The sequence below is a fragment of the Pseudomonas fluorescens genome (genome assembly GCF_002022275.1).
Classification (GTDB): domain Bacteria; phylum Pseudomonadota; class Gammaproteobacteria; order Pseudomonadales; family Pseudomonadaceae; genus Aquipseudomonas; species Aquipseudomonas fluorescens_AJ.
This window is the reverse complement of record NZ_MSDF01000048.1, coordinates 1-19,562: the sequence shown is the minus strand read 5'-3', so window position 1 is coordinate 19,562 and position 19,562 is coordinate 1. Positions and strand designations below refer to the sequence as shown.

Annotated in this window: 18 protein-coding genes; 7 read left to right on the top strand and 11 right to left on the bottom strand. The window is 61.6% G+C overall.

Annotated features, from left to right (window positions below):
- Positions 1–134: 134 nt before the first annotated feature.
- Entirely contained in the window at positions 135–1,187 is a 1,053-nt protein-coding gene (locus BFW87_RS24405; RefSeq protein WP_078742274.1) for a 2,5-dihydroxypyridine 5,6-dioxygenase, read from the bottom strand.
- Between the two features lie 308 nt (positions 1,188–1,495).
- On the opposite strand from BFW87_RS24405, the gene BFW87_RS24400 reads away from it, so the two are divergent.
- From BFW87_RS24400 to BFW87_RS24375, 6 genes are all read left to right on the top strand, one after another.
- Positions 1,496–2,629, top strand: a complete 1,134-nt coding sequence (locus BFW87_RS24400) for an FAD-dependent monooxygenase (RefSeq protein WP_078742273.1) — start codon at positions 1,496–1,498, stop codon at positions 2,627–2,629.
- Positions 2,626–3,426 carry an alpha/beta fold hydrolase gene (locus tag BFW87_RS24395; RefSeq protein WP_078742272.1) on the top strand — a complete coding sequence of 267 codons (801 nt, stop codon included), beginning with the start codon at positions 2,626–2,628 and terminating at the stop codon, positions 3,424–3,426. The genes BFW87_RS24400 and BFW87_RS24395 overlap by 4 nt, the downstream gene beginning before the upstream one ends.
- Before the next feature lie 10 nt (positions 3,427–3,436).
- On the top strand, positions 3,437–4,189 hold the full coding sequence (locus tag BFW87_RS24390; protein ID WP_078742271.1) for a maleate cis-trans isomerase family protein: 753 nt from the start codon (positions 3,437–3,439) through the stop codon (positions 4,187–4,189).
- A 220-nt stretch (positions 4,190–4,409) separates the two neighbouring features.
- On the top strand, positions 4,410–5,042 hold the full coding sequence (locus BFW87_RS24385; RefSeq protein ID WP_078742270.1) for an N-carbamoylsarcosine amidohydrolase: 633 nt from the start codon (positions 4,410–4,412) through the stop codon (positions 5,040–5,042).
- A 278-nt stretch (positions 5,043–5,320) separates the two neighbouring features.
- A complete protein-coding gene (locus BFW87_RS24380; protein ID WP_078742269.1) occupies positions 5,321–6,631 on the top strand; it encodes an MFS transporter in 1,311 nt (436 codons plus the stop codon).
- 27 nt (positions 6,632–6,658) lie between these two features.
- Positions 6,659–7,735, top strand: a complete 1,077-nt coding sequence (locus BFW87_RS24375) for a nucleoside hydrolase (protein ID WP_078742268.1) — start codon at positions 6,659–6,661, stop codon at positions 7,733–7,735.
- 40 nt (positions 7,736–7,775) lie between these two features.
- On the opposite strand, the gene metC is transcribed toward BFW87_RS24375, so the two are convergent.
- The 10 genes from metC to BFW87_RS24325 all read right to left on the bottom strand — a co-directional run bounded on the left by metC (position 7,776) and on the right by BFW87_RS24325 (position 18,329).
- Positions 7,776–10,475 (bottom strand): cystathionine beta-lyase, encoded by a 2,700-nt coding sequence (gene metC / locus BFW87_RS24370; protein WP_078742267.1) that lies wholly within the window; start codon positions 10,473–10,475, stop codon positions 7,776–7,778.
- Positions 10,476–10,502: 27 nt separating this feature from the next.
- A complete protein-coding gene (locus BFW87_RS24365) occupies positions 10,503–11,150 on the bottom strand; it encodes a glutathione S-transferase family protein (protein WP_078742266.1) in 648 nt (215 codons plus the stop codon).
- Positions 11,151–11,266: 116 nt separating this feature from the next.
- Positions 11,267–11,863: a cysteine dioxygenase gene (locus BFW87_RS24360; RefSeq protein ID WP_078742265.1), complete on the bottom strand. Its 597-nt coding sequence runs from the start codon at positions 11,861–11,863 to the stop codon at positions 11,267–11,269.
- 16 nt (positions 11,864–11,879) lie between these two features.
- Positions 11,880–12,704: an amino acid ABC transporter ATP-binding protein gene (locus BFW87_RS24355; protein ID WP_078742264.1), complete on the bottom strand. Its 825-nt coding sequence runs from the start codon at positions 12,702–12,704 to the stop codon at positions 11,880–11,882.
- Entirely contained in the window at positions 12,691–13,374 is a 684-nt protein-coding gene (locus tag BFW87_RS24350; protein ID WP_078742263.1) for an amino acid ABC transporter permease, read from the bottom strand. The genes BFW87_RS24355 and BFW87_RS24350 overlap by 14 nt, the downstream gene beginning before the upstream one ends.
- Positions 13,364–14,089, bottom strand: coding sequence for an amino acid ABC transporter permease (locus tag BFW87_RS24345; protein ID WP_078742262.1), 726 nt, complete (start codon positions 14,087–14,089; stop codon positions 13,364–13,366). Before BFW87_RS24345 ends, BFW87_RS24350 begins: the two co-directional genes overlap by 11 nt.
- Positions 14,086–15,288, bottom strand: a complete 1,203-nt coding sequence (locus BFW87_RS24340; protein WP_078742261.1) for an aminotransferase class I/II-fold pyridoxal phosphate-dependent enzyme — start codon at positions 15,286–15,288, stop codon at positions 14,086–14,088. The genes BFW87_RS24345 and BFW87_RS24340 overlap by 4 nt, the downstream gene beginning before the upstream one ends.
- Positions 15,285–16,706, bottom strand: a complete 1,422-nt coding sequence (locus BFW87_RS24335; RefSeq protein ID WP_078742260.1) for an FAD-binding oxidoreductase — start codon at positions 16,704–16,706, stop codon at positions 15,285–15,287. The genes BFW87_RS24340 and BFW87_RS24335 overlap by 4 nt, the downstream gene beginning before the upstream one ends.
- The gene (locus BFW87_RS24330) at positions 16,699–17,505 is read right to left on the bottom strand and encodes a transporter substrate-binding domain-containing protein (protein WP_078742259.1); all 807 of its coding nucleotides are present in this window, start codon (positions 17,503–17,505) and stop codon (positions 16,699–16,701) included. Before BFW87_RS24330 ends, BFW87_RS24335 begins: the two co-directional genes overlap by 8 nt.
- Before the next feature lie 2 nt (positions 17,506–17,507).
- Complete coding sequence (locus BFW87_RS24325) at positions 17,508–18,329, bottom strand: transporter substrate-binding domain-containing protein (RefSeq protein WP_078742258.1); 822 nt, start codon at positions 18,327–18,329, stop codon at positions 17,508–17,510.
- A gap of 243 nt (positions 18,330–18,572) precedes the next feature.
- Between BFW87_RS24325 and BFW87_RS24320 the strand changes: the two genes are divergently transcribed.
- Complete coding sequence (locus tag BFW87_RS24320; RefSeq protein ID WP_439848400.1) at positions 18,573–19,424, top strand: LysR substrate-binding domain-containing protein; 852 nt, start codon at positions 18,573–18,575, stop codon at positions 19,422–19,424.
- The last annotated feature ends 138 nt before the right edge of the window (positions 19,425–19,562 follow it).

Genomic DNA, 19,562 nt, shown 5'->3' with positions numbered 1-19,562 from the left:
AGGCGAGGTGCCGAGTGGTGGGGCGAGGACCTTTTGGTTACTTTTGGGTCCTTCCAAAAGTGACCCGCTGTAAGAGCGGAACCAATATCAGCCCTGACCGCAGCAACGGATATGTACACCCATTACTGGCTTCTTCAGCGCGCCAGGGAGTCCAATGGCGCAACCACATCCCCGCCAATCACCACCGCCTCATCATCCAGATACACATCACAATTACGCAGCGGAATATCCATATGGCAAGGCGTCTTGCGCGTCCCGCCCACTTCGGTATTCGGCCCGGTAGAGAACAGGAAGTTGCCATAAAACGCCCGCGCGTCCATGCACATACCGTCGTTCTTGTCGTGCAACCCCATGGCCGTCCACTGCGCGCGCGGTTGCAGGCCCCAGCCGATATGGGAAATGCCGTACACCTCAGGGTCGTTGAAATACTTCATGTAATCACGCAGATACTCAGCCTCAAACCCGCCGTGGATCTTGGTGATAAAACCCTTCTCGATCTCCAGCGTGATCTTCTCGCGGGTGTACGTCTTGAACGGCAGCAGGATGTCGCCAATGTCCAGCACCAGCACACCCTCGGCGGTTTCTTCATTGGGCCAGGAGAACAAAAAACCACTGGGCCAATGGTCCCAGCGCCCAGGTTCATCGGCAAAACCATACTCAGTCACCGACGGGTACTGCCCCAAAGCAGCGCGAAAATCGCTGCCGGCGCGGGATTTGACGTGAATCGAACGCGCCTTCTTCAGCAACTGCTCGGCCGCCAGCACACGCACCTTGTCTTCCTCGGTAGGCAGCATGCGCGCCAGTACTTCCGGCGGTTCCACCGCCAACAGAATGCGCGTACCGGTCTTGAGAATCTGCTCCTGCTCCGGCGAATGCAGCAGCATCATCGTATCGACGATCAGGTCCGCCGCTTCCAGCGCACGTTGCGCGGCGATATTGCCGGTGAGCGCGGTATCGCCGCAGTAGGCCGTCATGTCATTGCCCATGGCCTTGGGGTGGTTGAACGACGGCAGCTCCACCGCATACACCTTGGCGCCCAGGCGCTGCGCGGCATCCATCGCGGCACGCACGGTACGCGGGTCGGAGTAATGGCTCTTGAGCACGGCGACGCTCTGGGTCGGGTCGACCTTCGACAGCTTCAGCACGTGTTCAAACATCTGGGTCAGTTCGCAATCGCTTACCGGCATTTTCCTGTCTCCTGTGGGGCTGCACCAAGTTCAAGCACTGCGCTTCACTCTAGTGCACTTTTATAGCGTATACGCCAATTAATAACGATAAGACCTGAATTGACGACGGACTGCAAGCGTCGAGCCAAAGCGTTACCAATTCACAAATAACCAGTAATTAAAGGCTACTGGCGGTTACACAGGATAAATACGGCCAGAAAATAAATTTTATAGTGTGGGCTTCCCATTTCAAAAAATGAGCGTATACACTTTAAATACTTCGCGGACAGACACCGCCAAAACCAACAAAAGACAGAGGATCACGCCCCATGGGAAGCACTCAGAAAATCGCCATCGTCGGCGCCGGCCTTGGCGGCGCCGCCGCCGCCACCTTGCTGCAACAAGCCGGCTTCGACGTCGCCATCTACGAGCAGGCGCCGGAGTTCTCGCGGTTGGGTGCGGGGATCCACATGGGCCCCAACATCATGAAAATCTTCCGCCGCATGGGCATCGAAAAGCAGCTGGACCTGATGGGCTCGCACCCCGAGCACTGGTTCAGCCGTTGCGGCGAAACCGGCGACTACCTCTCGCGCATCCCCCTCACCGGTTACGGCGCGTCCTATATCACCGTGCACCGTGGCGACCTGCATGCCCTGCAGATGTCCACCCTCAAGCCGGGCACCCTGCACTTCAACAAGCGCCTGGAAACCCTCGAAGAAACCGACACCCAGGTGCGCCTGACCTTTGCCGATGGCGAGGTGACCTACGCCGACATCGTGATCGGCGCCGACGGCATCAACTCCAAAATCCGTGAAGAGCTGCTGGGCGCAGAAAAACCGCTGTACAGCGGTTGGGTCGCACACCGTGCGCTGATCCGTGGCGACCAGTTGGCCAAGTACGACCTGAAGTTTGAAGATTGCATCAAGTGGTGGACCGAAGACCGCCACATGATGGTGTATTACACCACCGGCAAGCGTGACGAGTACTACTACGTCACCGGCGTGCCCCATCCTGAATGGGACTTCCAGGGCGCCTTCGTCGACAGCAGCCGCGAAGAGATGTTTGACGCGTTCAAGGGCTACCACCCCACCGTGCAGGCGCTGATCGAGTCCACCGAAAGCGTGACCAAATGGCCGTTGCGCAACCGTAACCCGTTGCCGCTGTGGAGCCGTGGCCGCCTGGTGTTGCTGGGCGATGCCTGCCACCCGATGAAGCCGCACATGGCCCAGGGCGCCGGCATGGCCATCGAAGATGCCGCGATGTTGACACGTTGCCTGCAAGAAACCGGGATCAGCGACTACCGCACCGCGTTCCAGCTCTACGAAGCCAACCGCAAGGAACGCGCTTCCCGCGTGCAGGCGGTGTCCAACGCCAACACTTGGCTGCGCACCCAGGAAGATCCGGATTGGGTCTACGGCTACGACCTGTACGCCCAGCAACTGAAATCGGGGGTGGCCGCGTGAGCACCTTTTTGTACGGCGGCAATGTGCAGGCCAACGGCATTCGCCAGCACTACCTGCGCTACGGCGGCAAAGGTCCGGTGCTGATCCTGATTCCAGGCATCACCAGCCCGGCGATCACCTGGGGGTTTGTTGCCGAACGCCTGGGCGCGAAATTCGATACCTATGTGCTGGATGTACGCGGTCGCGGGCTGTCGTCCACCGGGCGAGAGCTGGATTACAGCGCCGACACCTGCGCCGATGACATTGGCGCCTTTGCCGACGCACTCAACCTCGACAGCTACCACCTGATGGGCCACTCCATGGGCGCGAGGTTTGCCGTGCGCAGTGCTGTCAAACATCCCCAAGGCGTAAACCGCGTGGTGCTGATCGACCCGCCGGTGTCCGGCCCGGGCCGCCGTGAATACCCGAGCAAACTGCCGTGGTACGTCGATTCGATCCGCCAGTCGCTCATCGGTATGGACGCCGAGGCGATGCGCGCCTTCTGCGCCACCTGGACCGAGGAGCAACTGCAACTGCGCGCCGAGTGGCTGCACACCTGCTTTGGGCCCGCCATCGTGCGCGCCTTCAACGACTTCCACACCGTCGACTTCCACCAAGACCTGCCTCACCTCAAGGCCCCTGCCCTGTTGCTGGTGGCCGGGCGTGGCGGCGTGATCCTTGAGGAAGACGTGGCCGAGATCCAGGACCTGCAACCGACGATTCAGGTCGCCCGAGTGCCAAATGCCGGGCACATGATTCCCTGGGACGACTTCGAGGGCTTTTTCGACGCCCTCGGCGACTTCCTCACACAAGAATAAGGACACCACCATGCAGAAGCTCTACCGCATCGGCCAGATTGTGCCGAGCTCCAACACCACCATGGAAACCGAGATCCCGGCGATGCTGACCGCGCGCCAGGCGATCCGCCCTGAGCGTTTCACCTTTCACTCCAGCCGCATGCGCATGAAGCAAGTGCGCAAGGAAGAATTGGCGGCGATGGACGGCGAGTCCGACCGTTGCGCCGTCGAGCTGTCCGACGCCAAAGTGGATGTACTCGGCTATGCATGCCTGGTGGCGATCATGGCGATGGGGCTGGGTTATCACCGCAATTCAGAACAACGCCTGCGCAAGGCCACTGCCGACAACGACGCCAACGCCCCCGTGATCACTAGCGCCGGCGCCTTGATCGAAGGTTTGAAGGTGATGGGCGCCAAGCGCATCGCCATCGTTGCACCGTACATGAAGCCGCTGACCGAACTGGTGGTGAACTACATCCGCGAGGAAGGCTTTGAAGTGGTGGACTGGCGCGCGCTGGAGATCCCCGACAACCTCGAAGTCGCCCGCCACGACCCGGCCAACCTGCCGGCCATCGTCGCCGGGATGAACCTCGAAGGCGTCGACGTGATCGTGCTCTCGGCCTGCGTGCAGATGCAGTCGTTGCCGGTGGTGGCCAAGGTCGAAGCGCAAACCGGCAAGCCCGTGCTCACCGCCGCCATCGCCACCACCTACGCAATGCTCAAGGCGCTGGACCTGGAACCGATCGTGCCCGGCGCCGGCGCCTTGCTGTCCGGCGCTTACTGACGCCGTTGTGTGGCCAGCAGGCTTGTTGTGGAGAACGGGCTTTTGTGGCGAGCGGGCTTGCCCGCGTTGGGGCGCGTAGCGGCCCCAAAACCAGTCACCGCAAATTGCCTGGAAAAACGCGGCGGCATTATTGGGGCGGCTTCGCCGCCCAACGCGGGCAAGCCCGCTCGCCACAACAAGCCCGCTCGCCAAAGGGTCAAAAAATTGAGGGGTTGAAAAGATGAGCGACCAATCCGCCGACGCCAACTACCAGGGCGTGTGGGGCAACCGCATCGGCTTCGGCAAAAAAGCCGCGCTGCTGATGATTGATTTCATGCAGGGCTACACCACTGAAGGTGCGCCGTTGTTTGCACCGGGCGTGGTCAGCGCCGTGGCCGAAAGCGTCGAATTGCTCGCCTGTGCGCGCCAGCATGGGATTGCCGTGGTGCACACCAATATCCGCTACCATCCCGGCCATTTCGCCGACGGCGGTATCTGGGTCAAGAAGGCTCCGGTGATGAAGGACATGGTCGAAGGCAATCCACTGGCTGCATTCTGCGCCGAGGTGCTGCCCCAGGCCGATGAAGTGGTGATCACCAAACAGTACGCCAGTGCATTTTTCGCCAGCAGTTTGGCCTCGATGCTGCACGCTCAGGGCATCGACACCGTAGTGCTTGCAGGCTGCTCCACCAGCGGCTGCATCCGCGCCACGGCGGTGGATGCCGTGCAACACGGGTTTCGCACCATCGTCGTGCGCGAATGCGTCGGCGACCGGCACCCGGCGCCCCATGAAGCCAACTTGTTCGATATCGACAGCAAGTACGGAGACGTGGTGAGCAAGCAGGACGCGATGAGCAAATTCAGGGAGCAATAAGGATTCACCAGGAACCACGACGCAGAGCGTGGTCCGGAAAAAACTGTGAGCCGCCCCCCGGTTAAAGGTGGGAGCTGGCTTGCCTGCGATAGCGGTAGACCAGCAACATTTTTGCTGGCTGATACTCCCTAATCGCAGGCAAGCCAGCTCCCACAATAGAAAACCGGCGCAGCTCCCAGTCTTCTGACACTGCCTTTGGAAGTCGCTTCTACAGCACTCCGAAGTGCTGGAACAAAGCGGCTGTATAAAAACCATAAGTCACCGCCAGGAGACACCCAATGCCCATTGCGAATGCAGCGCCCGCGACTACGGTCGCCGATCCCGTCAACACGCTCTACCACAAGATCACCTGGAAGCTGATTCCGTTCCTGTGCTTCTGCTATCTGGCCGCCTATCTGGACCGCATCAACATCGGTTTCGCCAAGCTGCAGATGCTCGACCAGCTGCACTTCAGCGAAACCGCGTTCGGCCTTGGCGCCGGGCTGTTTTTCGTCGGCTATATCATTTTTGAAGTGCCGAGCAACCTGGTGCTGGAGCGGGTCGGCGCGAAGATCTGGATCGCGCGCATCATGATCACCTGGGGCCTGCTCTCGGCCTGCACCATGCTGGTCACGTCCACCACCCAGTTCTACATCCTGCGCTTCCTGCTCGGCGCCGCCGAAGCCGGCTTTTTGCCGGGCGTTTTGTACTACCTGACCACCTGGTTCCCGACCCACCGTCGCGGGCGCATCATCGCGCTGTTCATGATCGGCCTGCCGCTGTCCAGCGTGATCGGCGGCCCGCTGTCCGGCTGGGTCATGTCGCACTTTGACAATGTCGGCGGCCTGCACGGCTGGCAATGGCTGTTCCTGATTGAAGCGGTGCCCAGCGTATTGCTCGGCGTGCTGACGTTCTGGGCGTTGCCCAACAGCTTCCAGCAAGCCAAATGGCTGTCGGACGAAGAAAAGTCACTGCTGGAAAGCGAACTGCGCAAGGACGCAGTCGGCGACTCCGGCAGCAAGCACAGCTTTCGCGACGGCTTTTTCAACCTCAAAGTGTGGATGCTCGGCGGTATCGACTTCTCGATCCTGCTCAGCGCCTACGCGATGGGCTTCTGGATGCCGACGTTCATCCGCAACGCCGGGGTCACCGACACCTTCCATATCGGCATCCTTACCGCCTTGCCAAGCGTCGCGGCACTGCTGGGCATGCTGCTGATCGGCGCCAGCTCCGACAAACACCGCGAACGCCGCTGGCACATCATCGTGCCGTTTTTCGTCGGCGCGGCGGCGATGGCCACCAGCACCTTCTTCACCCATAACGTCGCGGCCACCGTGGCACTGTTCGCGATTGCCTCAGCCGCAATCATCGGCGCCGTGCCGGTATTTTTCAGCCTGCCGGCGACCTTTCTCAAAGGCACCGCCGCCGCTACAGGCTTTGCCCTGGCCTGTTCGGTGGCGAACATTGCCGGCCTGGTCAGCAACTCGTTGATGGGCGTTGCGATTGACGTCACAGGCAGCAGCGCAGGCGCCTTGTGGTTTTTCGCTGGCTGCCTGATCCTCAGCAGCTTCCTGGTCATCGCCTTGCCGGCGAAACTGGTGAACCGTTAACAACAATAATTTTTCGGATGAATCACCATGCAAGGTTTCCTGAAACGCTGCGCGCTGCTTGTCGCCGTCGGCCTGTGTGCAGGCACGGCGCAAGCTGCTGAGAAAGTCATTTTTGATACCGACTTCAACGTCCTCAACGATGACGGCCAGGCCTTCATCATGCTTGCCCAGCTGCATGCGCAAAAACGCATCGATCTGCTTGGCATGACACTGGTCAGTGGCAACGCCTGGGTCGACCAGGAACAGGTCGACGCGCTCAAGGCCGTGGAACGCATGGGCGTGGAGAAAGAGGTGGGCGTCTATTCGGGCGCCGCCTACCCGCTGCTGCATGACTACGCCACCTACGAGGCGGAAAAGGCAATGTTCGGCTCGGGCTGGCCGGGGGCATTCAAAAACCCACGCCCTACTTCGCCGTCGCAGTTGGTCGCGCCACCGGATGGGTTGGCGACTCACACGAAACTGCGCAGCGAAACCGCCGCGCAGTTCATCGTGCAAAGCGTGCGCGCCAACCCGCATCAGGTGACAATTCTGGCAGTAGGCCCGCTGACCAACATCGCCCTGGCGATTCGCTCGGCGCCGGATATCGTGCCGCTGATCAAACGCATCGTGTACATGGGCGGCGCCCTGGAAATCCCGGGCAACACCACGCCTGCGGCGGAATTCAACTGGTGGTTCGACCCGGAGGCCGCAAAGATCGTGTTGCGCTCGCCGATCGAACACGTGATTTTCCCGAATGATGTGTGCGAGAAAGTCACCTTCGACAAGTCGGTGTACCAGCGCGTGATCGCAAAACAAGGCGCGATTGCCGACCTGTACAAGCATGAGTTCGGGCCGCTGTTCGACAAAGACCCGAGCTACCACAGCTTCACGTGGGACAGCTTGCCGGCACTGTTTTTGGTCAGCCCGGACATCGTCACCGAGTCCCGCGATCTGTGGGTCGATGTGGATGCCACGTTCGGCGCCGACTACGGCCGCGCGCTGGGCTACAAGAAAGGCGCACCGGTGGGCACGCAGAAAGCCAAAGTGGTGTTCGGCGTGGACCAGAAGAAATTCTGGGACGACTACGTCAACCTCGTGACGCTGCCAACCCCGGTCAAACACTGACCGGTTGATCGCTCCCACCTCGGGTGGGAGCGATCTTCACTCAGTCTGCCAAGGCGAACCCGCGCTGCAAGTCCTCAATCAACGCCGCCACGTCCTCCAGACCGATATGCAGGCGCACCACCGGATTGAGCGAGCGATCCGCCGCACTGTCGCGGTCTTGCGTATTCGCCACGGTCACCAGGCTTTCATAGCCACCCCACGACGCGCCCAACCCGAATAGCTGCAAACCATCGATAAAACGTTCGATGTAAGCGGGGTCGAGGCTGCTCAGCTCAAACGACAACAAACCATTACTGCCGGTGAAATCGCGACGCCACAACGCATGGCCCGGATGCTCGGGCAAGGCCGGATGGAACACGCACTTGACCTGCGGCTGCGCCTGCAACCACTGGGCGATGTCGAGCGCCTGACGCTCATGCACATCCAACCGCGAAGCCAACGTACGCGCGCCGCGCAGGATCAGGTACGCATCATCGGCACTCACCGCATTGCCGAAGGTGTCGCTCATCCGGCTCAGCGCTGCCCAGGCGGCTTCGGTGGTGCACACACTGCCCATCATCACGTCGCTGTGGCCGCCGAGGTACTTGGTCAGGGCCATGATGGAAATGTCCGCGCCCAGTGCCAGCGGCCGGTACAGGTAGCCCGAACCCCAGGTGTTATCGACGGCCAACAGGATATTGCGCGGTTTGCACAGGGCGGCAATCGCCGGTAGATCACAGAGTTCGTAGAGCAACGAGCCCGGCACTTCGGCGTAAACCAGCTTGGTGTTGGCCTGCAATTGCGCTTCAAGCCCCTTCCCGTCCGGCGCGAAATAGCTCACTTCGATACCGAAAGGCTGGAGAAACTCGCGCGCCAGTTTGCGCACCGGCGAATACACCGCATCGGTGATCAGTACGTGGTCACCGGGGCGCAGATAGGCGAGCAATACTTGCGCCGCAGCCGCGAGCCCCGTGCCGTAAAGACGCGTGCGATGGCCGCCTTCCAGTTCGGTCACAAGGTCTTCAAGCGCGTGGGATGTCGGGTTGCCACGCGCGCCGTAGGTCAGCATGCGCTCGCCGTCACGACGGGCACGGGCGTCGCGCATTTGCGCAAGGTTGTCGAACAATACGGTGCTCAGGCGAGTGACCGGAACGTTGACCGCACGGGCGCCGTTACCCTTTTCAGTGCGCGCGGCGTGAACCAGGCGGGTGCGCACGCGCGAGGGCGCGGTCAGCGGCTTGAGGCTGGCAATTTCCGCTTCACTCATCTGCGCCAGCAAACCGATTTCCCAGGCCAGGTACTGGCGCGCGGCGTCCTTGTTGCCGCTGTGGCGGTCGTGGGTGAAAAACAGGAAGTCGATGCACTGCGCGTCGGGCGGCGTTTGCGCGTCTTCAAACACCGGCAGGCCGGCAGCGGCCCAGGCCGCGAAACTGCCGTCCAGCAGTCTGGCCTCCAGCCCTTCGGCAGCAAACGCCGCCAGGGCCGGATCATCCGCCACCAGCACCAACGGGCGATGATCGGTGCTGAGCAGCGAACGAATCGACCACTGCGAACCCGGAATATGCCCCTTGCGAAACACCATGCTCGGGCGCAAGTCGATCAGGTTGACGTCGTTCAACTCCAGCGCCAACGCCTGTGCGCTGATCAACGGCAGCGGCGTATACGCCACCGGCTGCAACACCGGCAACGCCAGGCCGCTGGCGATACCGCCGTTCAATACATAGGCCTCATGCCCCAACTGGCGCAGCCAGCTGGCTACAATCGGCGCACGCACGCCGTCGCTGTCCACCAGCACCACCCGTGCCTGGCGCACGCCGATGTACAGGTCGGTGGACTGGATCAACTGTCCACCCGGTGTGTGCTGCGCGCCAGGCAGCGTGCCAAGAGCGAACTCCTCAGCGGTGCGCACATCGCACAGAAACAGACTGCGCTGGCCGTCTTCGGCCCACTGACGCACCTGATCCGCCGAGACATTTACCACCCCTGCCCGCTCGGCCAATTGCCGTGCGGCCTGACGCTGTTGAGCGAGGTCTGTGCTGACCAGCTCGGCGTAGCGCCGGGTGCTGCCGTGTTCGAGTTTGAAGTCTTCCAGGTACCAGCCCTGGGTGCCGTTCTCCAGCGCGTAGATAGGGTTTTTCAAGCCCAGATTGATCAGGGTCTGCGCGCCGATAATGCTGCGGGTGCGCCCGGCGCAGTTGATGACGATGGGTGTGCTGTCATCCGGCACCAGGTCATGCACGCGGTAGCCCAACTCGCCATTCGGGCAGCAGATGGAACCGGGAATGGTCATCTTGCGGTATTCATCAAACGGCCGACCGTCCAGCAACACCAGCGGCTCGCCATTTGCCTGCCATTCGGCCAACTGTCGCGCGGTAATGTGAGGGGTGTGGCTGGCCTCTTCCACCAGCTCGCCAAAGGCTTTTGACGGCACATGCACCCCGGCAAACAGCCGCAAACCAGCCGCCTTCCAGCCATCCGCGCCGCCTTCCAGCACGTGCACCTGGTTGTAGCCCAACGCGTGCAAACGCTCGGCGGTGCGCGCCGCCACTTCACCGCCGTCCTGATCGTAAATCACCAGGCGCACCTGCGGGCTGGGCGCCAGGCGGCGCACTTCCAGCTCAAGGCGGCTATAGGGCAGGTTCACCCCGTGGAACAGGTGGGCTTCGCCGTATTGCCCGTGTTCGCGCACGTCGAATACGGCGATTTCCTGCCCGTCGAACAGCCATTGCTGCAGTTGACTTGGGGTGATGGTCTGGCTCATGGAAGTCCCAACAAAGTTAGAAAAGAGTTACTGCAACGCCAACGAACGTTCGCCCGGCGCCACGTCGCGCCCCTTGGCATAGGCACGCTGCACCGCCGGCCGCGCCTTGATGCGCTCGCGCCAGGCGTGGAGATGCGGGTAGTTCGCCAGGTCCTGGCCCTGACGTTGCGGCTGAATCCAGGGGAAGATGGCGATATCCGCCACCGAATATTCGCCTGCCACATACGGCACCTCAGCCAGGCGCTGTTCCAGCACGCGGTACAGGCGCGTGGCTTCGGCATTCAACAGGTCAAGGGCAAACGGGATCGGCTCGGGCGCCTTCTCCTTGAACACCTGCAACTGGCTGAGGTACGGGGTGATATGCCCGACTTGCCAGAACAGCCATTCCTGCACCTTTTGCCGTTCGGCACTGCCGGCGGGCGGCAGAAATTGCCCGGCGCTGTCGGCCAGGTAATTGAGGATTGCGCCAGACTCGAACAGGCTCAGCGGTGTGGCCGGGCGATGGTCAACAATCGCCGGGATGCGCCCGTTGGCGCTGATGCGCTGGAAGTCGGCCTGCTTCTGTTCGCCTTCGCGGATATTTACCGGCACAAGTCGGTAGTCGACCCCCAGCTCTTCCAGAAGGATGCCGACTTTCAAGCCGTTGCCCGTGGGCCAGTAATACAGATCAATCATAAAAACCCCTGAAGAGATGCGGTCCACCCTGTGGGAGCTGGCTTGCCTGCGATAGCGGTGGTGGCTGATACACCGCTATCGCAGGCAAGCCAGCTCCCACATTGGACGGTGTTGTGTCAGGCGTAGGCCTTGATCGACGGCGCCATCTGCGAGGCGTTGTAGTTGAGGATGCGGCCGTCCGCTTCCACGCCATACCGGCCGTTCAGCGACTCCAGCGGCAAGCCGTAAAGGTGGAAATGCAAGGTCGCCTGCTCGCCTTCAACCTTGATGCCATGCAGGTCTTCGCCCAGGAACGAGATCGACGTGCCCGGCTGCACAATCACTTCCTTCTCCAGGCTCAACGTGGTGAAACCCGGCTCACGCCCTTCATCATTGCGCGCGTAGACGTAGTTGATTTCCTGGCCTTCGATGGCGCTGATAATTGCCCACGTCTCGTGGTTGTGCGCGATCGTGCTTTTGCCCGGCAACAGGGAATTGAGGTACAGGGTCGGCGTGTCGCCGTTGTCATTCAGGCGATAACGAAACGCCGTGCTGCCCTGCCCCGGCACTGGCGCGGGGAATTCGTCGAAATTGAACAGGTCGCGGCGCTCGGCCAGGATTTCCAGCAGGCTGACGATTTCCACCAGGGCCGCGCGGTCTACGCCACGCGCATTGATCACGCGGATCTGCTGCAGGAACGCCTCGATCACGTCGGCACGGTTTTCGATACTCATCACGATTTTCCTCTTATCAGACAGACAGGCTGTAACGGCTCAAATTGGTCAACAGGTACGGGTCGTGCTTGATCGGGCCACGGCGCCCGGTATCGCCCAACGCATGGCGCAGGAACGTCTGGGTGCGTTCGCTGGCCGGGTTCTGGAAAATCTGCGCGGCGCTGCCATGCTCGACAATCACGCCGTTTTCGGTGAAATACACCACGTCGCTGATCTCTTCGGCGAAGCGCATTTCATGGGTGACCAGCACGCAGGTCATGCCCTCTTCGGTCAGCTCGCGAATCACCGTCAGCACTTCGCCGACGGTTTCCGGGTCGAGCGCCGAGGTCACTTCGTCGAACAGGATCAGCTCCGGGCGCATCGCCAGCGCGCGGGCAATCGCCACGCGCTGTTGCTGGCCGCCGGAAAGTTGGCCGGGGTAAGCGTCGGCCTTGTGCTCCATGCGCACTTTGGCGAGCAAGGCACGCGCGTCTTTCTCGGCATCGGCACGGTTGCGGCCCAACACTTTGCGCGGGGCGATCACCAGGTTTTCCAGCACCGACAGGTGCGGGAACAGGTTGTACTGCTGAAACACAAAACCGACGCGCTTGCGCAGTTCGATGCGCTGAGCTTCCTGGGTCAGGGTGTCGACCCGGGTTTGCCCCACGCGAATGTTGCCGCGCTGCGGCTGCAAGAGCCCGGTGATGCAACGCAAAATCGTCGACTTGCCCGAGCCCGACGGGCCAATGATCGACACGGCCTGGCCTTTGAGCACGTCAAGGTCGATGCCCTTGAGCACCGGGTTGCTGCCGAACGCCAGGTGCACATCGCGCAGGCTCACCAGCGGTTCAATAGAAGGCATAACGGCGCTCCAGGTGTTGAGTCAGGCGGGAAATCGGGTAGCAATAGGCGAAGAACAGCACCAGCAGGCTCAGGTAAATCACCACGGTAAAGCCGGTCATGTTCACGGTGTTGCTGGCGATCTGCGCGGTGTCGATCACGTCATGCACGCCCACCAGCGAGGCCAGCGCGGTGCCCATGGTCACCACCGCGTAGAGGTTCATCCACGGCGGCAACATGCGTTTGAAGCACTGCGGCAGGATGATCGAACGGAACAGTTGGCCGCGGTTAAAGGCTAACGAACGTGCGGCTTCCCATTGCGTACTCGGGATCGAACCAATGGCGCCGCGGAAAATTTCCGCCACATTGGCGCTCGCCGGTAACGCCAAACCAATGGTGACTTTCACCCAATCGGGAAACGATACGTAGCTGCTGCCGATATGGATCTCGAACGGGAACACGTAGGTGGTGAAATAGATCAGCACCAGCCACGGCGCATTGCGAAACACCTGCACCCACACCCGCGCGACCACTCCGACCGGCGACAACGCGAGTGCGCCAATCAACAGGCCCAGCGCCGAGCCGATGGCGATCGCCACCACGCTGATCAGAATGTTCTGGCCAAAACCGGCCACCAGCGCCGGCGACCATTGCAGCAGCGCCGACAGCACCGGGAATGTATCAATGGCCATAGCCGGGCATCCTCAGGCGCGCTTCCAGCCAGCGCCCCACACAATTGACGATAAAACTCAGCAGCCCGAAAAAGCTCAGGATCAGGATCATCAGCTCCAGCACGTTGTCACTCTGGGTCCAGATCATGATCGCCGCGTAGGTGATGTCGCCCACGGCAATGGCTGAGGCCACAGCGGTCATTTTCACCAGGTCGATCAGGTTGTTGATCAGAGACGGCAACGCGAAGCGCAGCGCCAAGGGTAGCTGCACATTCCACAATAATTGGCGGCTGCTGAAGGCCAGTGAGCTCGCGGCTTCGAGGGTGACGGCTGGAACCGCTTCAATACCGGCGCGCAGAGCCTCGGCATGAAACGCGCCCTTGTGCAGGGAAATCACGATCACCACCCAGGCAAACGGCGTCAGCGGGTTGGCCGCGCCGACCGCTTGGGTCAGCAGCATGTTCAACACCAGGAACGCGCAGTACAGTTGCACCAGCGTTGGCGTGTTGCGCGTGACCTCGATAAACACCCGCGCCGGTTTGGCCAGCCACGGGTTGCCCGAGGTGAGCATCGCTGCCAGGGATATACCCGCGACCAGGCTGCCGATGATGGTAAACACGCAGAGCAGGCCAGTGGTCAACGCGCCCTGTACCAGCGTGCCGCGCTGGTAGGCATCCAGCAGGAAGTTGTAGTTCAGGCCGATACCGGCAGCCCAGTGGACGAACCATTCCATCATTGAAGGTTTCCGCAGGCTGTCGCGATCCGCCGCCCGGCTTCGGCCACGCTGTCGGTTGCGGTGGCGATGGACAGGCGGAACCACGGCGACAGGCCATACGCGCTGCCTGCCACACCGGCAACGCCCTCTTCCAGCAGCCAGGCGACCACATCTTCGTCGTTGTCGATGCGCAGGCCGTCCGGGCGATGACGCCCCAGCAAGCCGGCGCAACGCACGAAGACGAAAAAGCCGCCTTGGGGTTCGAGGACTTCCAGGCCTTCAACGGTTTCCAGTGTCTTGACCAAAATATCCCGGCGCAACTGATAGGCCGCCACTTGCTCCGCGAGGAAACCCAGGCCGCCCTTATAGGCCGCCAACGCCGCCGCCTGCCCCACCGATGAGGCACCGGACGTCGATTGGGATTGCACTACGGCCATTGCGTCGGTGAGGTTTTTCGGCCCGGCGCCAAAGCCGATGCGCCAGCCGGTCATGGCGTAGGTCTTGGACACCCCGCCCACCAACAGGCTGCGGTCCAGCAAATCCGGCGCCACATTCAGCAGGCTTTGCGGCGGGCGCCCGTCAAAGCGGATGTGTTCATACAGCTCGTCCAGCAGGATCAGCACCTGAGGATGGCGGCGCAGCACGTCGGCCAACTCGCGCAACTCGGCGTCGCTGTACACCGCGCCGCTCGGGTTACCCGGGCCATTGAGGATCAACCAGCGCGTGCGCTCGGTGATGTGTTGTTCCAGCTGCGCAGGCAACAATTTGCAGCCCTGCTCCAGCCCGCATTCGATGAAAATCGGTTCGCCGCCATTGAAGCGCACACTGTCGGGGAACGACGGCCAGTACGGCGTTGGCACCAGCACTTCGTCGCCGTCATCCAGCGTGGCGGCAAAGGCATTGAAGATGATCTGTTTGGCGCCGTTGGCGATCACGATGGACGCCAGCGGATAGTCCAGGCGGTTTTCCTCGACCAGCTTGCGTTGCACGGCCAGCCGCAGCGCCTTGACGCCGGGCGTCGGCGTGTACTTGGTGGCACCGGCTGCGATGGCGGCATAGGCCGCCTGCTTGATGTGTTCCGGGGTGTCGAAATCCGGCTCGCCGGTGGTGAGGTCGAGGATATCGCGGCCGGCTTCACGCAGTTCAGTCGCGCGGGATTTGGCAGCCGCATTGGCCGACAACGACACCCGCTGCACGCGTTTGGACAAGCGAACGGTCATGGCTGCACCTCAAGGACTTTGCCGGGGTTGAGCAGGTTGTGCGGGTCGAGCGCGCGCTTGATGCGGCGCATCAGGTCCAGCTCCACCGGGCTTTTGTAGCGGCTGAGCATGCCGACCTTGCGCTGGCCGATGCCGTGCTCGGCGCTGATCGAACCGCCGTGGGCGTGGGCACTGTCATGCACCAATGCGCTCAGTTCGGCGTAATGGGCCATGTGCGCGTCCACGCTCGAATCCAGCGGATGGGCCACGTTGTAGTGCAGATTGCCGTCCCCCAGATGGCCGAAGGTGAAATTGCGCACGCCGGGAAAATGCTGCTGCAACAGCGCGTCGGTGTGGGCGACGAACGCCACGACCTGGGAAATCGGCACCGAGATATCGTGCTTCATATTGCGCCCGGCGCGCTTTTGCGCCTCGCTCATGTTCTCGCGCAGCAGCCACAGGCCTTCACTTTGCGCCAGGCTTTCGGCGATCAGGGCGTCACTGATCAGGTGTTTTTCGAAGGCATCGCCCAGCACCTGTTCGAAGGCTTCGCGCGCGTGGCTTTCGCTGTGATTGTCAGACAGCTCAATCAAGGCAAACCATGGCTGGCTGGCGGTTTTGAACGGTTGCGGGCCGTCGGGAAATTGGTCGCGCAACAGGGCAAGGCAGTCGGCGGTGAGCAGTTCGAACGCCGTGAGGCTGGCGCCGAAACCGGCGCGGGCATGGGACAGGAAGGCCACAGCCTGGGCCAGCTCATCAAAGGCCAGCAGCGCGGTGGTCTGCGCCTTGGGCAACGGAAACAGCTTCAAGGTCGCGGCGGTAATGATCCCCAGCGTACCTTCGCTGCCGATGTATAAATCCCGCAGGTCGTAGCCGGTATTGTCCTTGCGCAAACCGCGCAGGCCATGCCAGATCTCGCCTTCGGCGGTCACCACTTCAAGGCCCAGGGTCAGTTCGCGGGTATTGCCATAACGCAGCACGCCAGTGCCGCCAGCGTTGGTGCCGAGGTTGCCGCCAAGGGTGCAACTGCCTTCGGCGCCCAGGCTCAGCGGGAACAAGCGATTTGCGTTACGGGCCACATCCTGAACGGTTTGCAGGATGCAGCCGGCTTCCACCGTGAGCGTGTCGTTGTCTGTGTCGACGTTTCGCACGCGATTCATGCGGTCGAGCAGCAGCAACACCGAACGCCCGCTGGCATCCGGCGTGGCACCGGCCATCAGACCGGTGTTGCCGCCCTGCACCACGATCGGCGCATTCAATGCTGCGCAAGCGCGCACCACCGCCGCCACTTCTTCGGTGTTGGCCGGGTGCACGGCTGCGATCACATTGCCGGTGTAGCGGCCCTGCTTGTCCGTCAGGTAGTGCGCGGCCTCAACACTTGATTGCACATGAGCCGTGCCGAGCAGTTGCTGCAAAGTGGCGAAAAGCGCATCACTCATGGCTGTATTGCTCGTGCAGGTCACGCAGGGCCTGGGACGGCGCCATGCCGGTACGCTCGCCAAGGGCGATCAGGAAACCGCTTTTGTGCCACTCGCGCACGATGGCATCGAGTTTGGCCTGGGTGTCGTGTTCGCCCTTGCGAATCCAGATCACCGATTTGGACGGGATCAGGTCGCCCGGCAGCGGGATTTCATAACCCTGCCATTCGGCATCGCTGAGCAGCGCGTGCATGGTCGGGCTGACGTGCACGGCGGCCACGCAGCCATTGCCACGCAGCGACAACAGCGATTCGGATTGGCTGCGAAACGCCTTGATCTGCGCGCCGTAGGTCTCTTGCAGCGGTTTGATGAAGTTACTGCCTTGGGACACGCACACCGGCTTGTCCTTCAGGTCCGCCCATTGCGTGATCCCGGCGCCCTTGCGAATCAACGCCGCGCCACCCACCTCTTCGTACGGCGTGGGCACGTAGTCGAGAATCTCGGCGCGCTCTTCGGTGAACTGCATATTGGCGATCAGGATGTCGACCTTGCCCTGTTGCAGGAACTGCACGCGGTTGGGCGCCAGCACCGAAACCGTCTTGGTCTCCACGCCCAGTGCCTGGCCGATGCCCTTGGCCAGTTCGACGTTGTAGCCCAGGTGCTCGCCGGTCTTCGGGTCGATGGTGCCAAACGGTGGGCCGCTGAGGATCACGCCGACGCTGATGGAATGGCGTTGCTGGATCTTGTCGAGGGTCGCGTCGGCATGAGCGAAGCCGGCGCACAGCAGCAGGCTGAGTGCGGTCAGGGTTTTGAAATGCATGTTCAGGCGCCCTTGAACTGTTGCTGTAGCTCCACCAGCGCAGGCGATGCCGGGCTGATGTGGTTGCGGGTCTGCGCCTCGATCAGCCAGCCGCTGCGGTGCAGGTCCTTGATGATCGGGTCGAGTTTGGCCTGGGTGTCGCTTTCGCCGCGACGGGTCCAGATCACCGACGGCGCGGGGTTGAGTTCCGGGCTGATCGCGCGGTAGTCCTTCCACTCGGCACTGTCGTTGATCAGCGGGTTGATCAGTGTGGCGTCATGCACAGCGGCGACGCAGTTGTTGCCGCGCAGGGCCAGCAGCGATTCGGAGGAGCTTTTGAACGCCTTGATCTGTGCGCCGAACTCGGTCAACGGCTTCACGTAGCTGCTGCCTTGGGAGGTGCACACGGGTTGGCCCTTGAGGTCTTCCCAGCGGGTGATCTTGCTGTCTTTAAGCACCGCAGCGGTGCCGCCAACGCGGTAGAACGGGGTCGGCACAAAGCCGAGGATTTCACCGCGCTCGGCGGTCCATTCCATATTGGCGATCAGCAGGTCGACCTTGCCCTGTTGCAGGAACTGCACGCGGTTGGCCGGCAATACCGGCACCAACTGCACCTCGGCCTTGAGTTGACGCCCGAGTTCGTTGGCGAGGTCGACGTTCAAGCCTTTGGGTTTCTGCGTCGCCGGGTCAATGCTGCCAAACGGCCCGCCGGACAACAGCACACCGACCACCAGCACATGGCGCTGCTCGATCTTGTCCAGGGTTGCATCGGCCTGCGCCGCCACACTGGCGCCCATTGCGATCAGCGACCCCAGGGCCACCGGCAACCATTTTTTGAACATCATTGGACTTCCCCCTGGCGAATGATCGGCGTACCCCGACCTGATGGAGGGGCATGCTAGGGAGAGTGCAAGGGCAACGGAAATGCAAATATCTCATATCGTTATAACTTGCTGTGTGAGGACGTCCTGCCATTTAGGAATAAACCATGATTTGTTGGCCTTTATAAAAAGTCGCCGCAACAACACATCAATATCTGTAATGTATAACTTCACACCGTTGATATAAAAACGCCTCTGGATATGGCCATGTCGACCCTCGATTTAGAACTTCTGCGCACCTTTATCGCCGTGGTCGACCACCACAGCTTCGCCGGCGCCGGCACCCACCTGGCGCGCACCCAGTCGTCCGTGACCCAGCATATGCAGCGGCTGGAGCAGCAAGTGGGCGTGAGCCTGTTTGAAAAACGCGGGCGCCAGAAGCAACTGACTGAACCGGGTTTGCAGCTGTTGCGACATGCGCGGCAGATGCTTTCGCTGAATGACGACGCATTGAACTCCCTGCGTGAGAGCAGCTTGAGCGGCGTGTTGCGTATTGGCTCGCCGCACGATATTGCTGACACGATTTTGCCGCCGATCCTCAGCCACATCGCCCGTTCGGCGCCGCGTTTGCGGCTGGAGATTGATGTGGGCCGCAGCCCGTTTCTGATGGATGACTTGCACCGGGGCAAGGTGGATATGGTGATTTCCACGCGATCTGATCCGAACCTGGAGGGGTTTGCGTTGCGTACCTCGCCGGTGTGGTGGATTTGTTCGGCGCAATACATTCACCAGCCGAGTGAGCCGCTGCCGTTGATTCTGGTGGATGAGCCGAGCATTTACCGGCGGTATGCGCTGGAGGCGCTGGAGCGGGCGAATATTCCCTGGCGGCAGGCGTATCTGGCGTCGAATTTGATAGGGATTAAAGCCGCGACTCGCGCGGGGTTGGGGGTGACGCCGCGGAGTATGGAGATGCTGGGGCCGGATATGCGGGTGTTGGGGGAGACGGATGGGCTGCCGCGGATGCCGGAGGTTACGTATTATTTGTGGATTCGGCCGAATACGGCGAATCCGATTGCGCGTAAGGCTTATGACTTGATTCGGGGGAGTCAGGGGTTGTGATTTTTTACGGGTGTATATCCGTTGCTGCGGTAACGGCTGAGATTGGTTCCGCCCTTACGGCGGGTCACTTTTGGAAAAGAGCCCCAAAAGTAACCAAAAGGGCTCTTGCCCCAACACTCGGCACCTCGCCTAGGCTCG

Bases quoted from the DNA above. Each gene is read 5' to 3' on its own strand.
- BFW87_RS24340 (WP_078742261.1), bottom strand. From the start codon at position 15,288: ATGACCGTTCGCTTGTCCAAACGCGTGCAGCGGGTGTCGTTGTCGGCC.
- BFW87_RS24350 (WP_078742263.1), bottom strand. From the start codon at position 13,374: ATGGCCATTGATACATTCCCGGTGCTGTCGGCGCTGCTGCAATGGTCG.
- BFW87_RS24365 (WP_078742266.1), bottom strand. From the start codon at position 11,150: ATGATTGATCTGTATTACTGGCCCACGGGCAACGGCTTGAAAGTCGGC.
- metC (WP_078742267.1), bottom strand. From the start codon at position 10,475: ATGAGCCAGACCATCACCCCAAGTCAACTGCAGCAATGGCTGTTCGAC.
- BFW87_RS24330 (WP_078742259.1), bottom strand. From the start codon at position 17,505: ATGCATTTCAAAACCCTGACCGCACTCAGCCTGCTGCTGTGCGCCGGC.
- BFW87_RS24385 (WP_078742270.1), top strand. From the start codon at position 4,410: ATGAGCGACCAATCCGCCGACGCCAACTACCAGGGCGTGTGGGGCAAC.
- BFW87_RS24400 (WP_078742273.1), top strand. From the start codon at position 1,496: ATGGGAAGCACTCAGAAAATCGCCATCGTCGGCGCCGGCCTTGGCGGC.
- BFW87_RS24390 (WP_078742271.1), top strand. From the start codon at position 3,437: ATGCAGAAGCTCTACCGCATCGGCCAGATTGTGCCGAGCTCCAACACC.
- BFW87_RS24345 (WP_078742262.1), bottom strand. From the start codon at position 14,089: ATGATGGAATGGTTCGTCCACTGGGCTGCCGGTATCGGCCTGAACTAC.
- BFW87_RS24380 (WP_078742269.1), top strand. From the start codon at position 5,321: ATGCCCATTGCGAATGCAGCGCCCGCGACTACGGTCGCCGATCCCGTC.
- BFW87_RS24320 (WP_439848400.1), top strand. From the start codon at position 18,573: ATGTCGACCCTCGATTTAGAACTTCTGCGCACCTTTATCGCCGTGGTC.
- BFW87_RS24405 (WP_078742274.1), bottom strand. From the start codon at position 1,187: ATGCCGGTAAGCGATTGCGAACTGACCCAGATGTTTGAACACGTGCTG.
- BFW87_RS24325 (WP_078742258.1), bottom strand. From the start codon at position 18,329: ATGATGTTCAAAAAATGGTTGCCGGTGGCCCTGGGGTCGCTGATCGCA.
- BFW87_RS24360 (WP_078742265.1), bottom strand. From the start codon at position 11,863: ATGAGTATCGAAAACCGTGCCGACGTGATCGAGGCGTTCCTGCAGCAG.
- BFW87_RS24355 (WP_078742264.1), bottom strand. From the start codon at position 12,704: ATGCCTTCTATTGAACCGCTGGTGAGCCTGCGCGATGTGCACCTGGCG.
- BFW87_RS24375 (WP_078742268.1), top strand. From the start codon at position 6,659: ATGCAAGGTTTCCTGAAACGCTGCGCGCTGCTTGTCGCCGTCGGCCTG.
- BFW87_RS24335 (WP_078742260.1), bottom strand. From the start codon at position 16,706: ATGAGTGATGCGCTTTTCGCCACTTTGCAGCAACTGCTCGGCACGGCT.